Source organism: Bradyrhizobium sp. MI1.10 (assembly GCF_055811035.1).
Window position 1 is genome coordinate 1 of record NZ_JBVVPN010000146.1, and the last position, 845, is coordinate 845.

Annotated in this window: 1 protein-coding gene; it reads left to right on the top strand. The window is 62.8% G+C overall.

The annotated features are described in order from the left end of the window. Positions 1–6: 6 nt before the first annotated feature. A partial coding sequence (locus AC0L3K_RS40645; protein ID WP_473368210.1) for a transposase occupies positions 7–845 on the top strand: 839 nt, incomplete at its 3' end.

Below are 845 nucleotides of genomic sequence, written 5' to 3' on the forward strand. Positions count from 1 at the left end.
GCCCCATTGCCGTCGCCAGGACGGCCCTCTGTTGCCGGGCGCGATGAACAGAATAAATTTTGGCGGGCGATTGCCGCTGGGTTAAGCAGCGAAGATGCTGCACTCGAAGCCGGATTGTCACAACCTGTCGGAAGCAGATTATTCCGAAAGGCGGGCGGCATGCCACCAGCGATGTTCAGATCTTCGGCAAAGGCACTGTCCGGGCGGTATCTCTCGTTGAATGAGCGCGAGGAGATCGCACTTCTCAAGGTGCAGGGCCATTCCATACAGGAGATTGGACGTCGCCTGGGGCGGGCTGCTTCCACAGTCTCCCGTGAACTGCGGCGCAACGCGGCCACTCGCGGCGGCGGGTTGGAGTATCGGGCAATAACTGCCCAATGGCATGCGGATCGATCCGCCCGCCGGCCTAAGCCGACCAAGCTTGCGCTCAATGCAACCTTGCGCACTTATGTGGAGGAAAGACTTGCTGGCGGCGTCGTAGCCCCGACCGGCGCTCCCGTTCCTGGTCCCGCCGTTCCGTGGAAGGGGCGGCGGCATGGCCAGCGCAAGGATCGGCGATGGGCCAAAGCCTGGAGCCCTGAGCAGATTGCTCGACGCTTGCCGATCGACTTCCCGGACGACAAGACGATGCGCATCAGCCACGAAGCTATCTATCAAGCCCTCTTCGTTCAGGGCCGTGGCGCGCTACGCCGCGAGCTGACGGCCTGCTTGCGAACAGGGCGTGTGTTACGGATGCCCAGAGCGCGCGTACGCAGGCGAGGCAAGGGATTTGTCTCGCCGGAGATCATGATCAGTGAGCGCCCTGCTGAAGCTGCCGATCGAGCAGTGCCGGGACATTGGGAGGG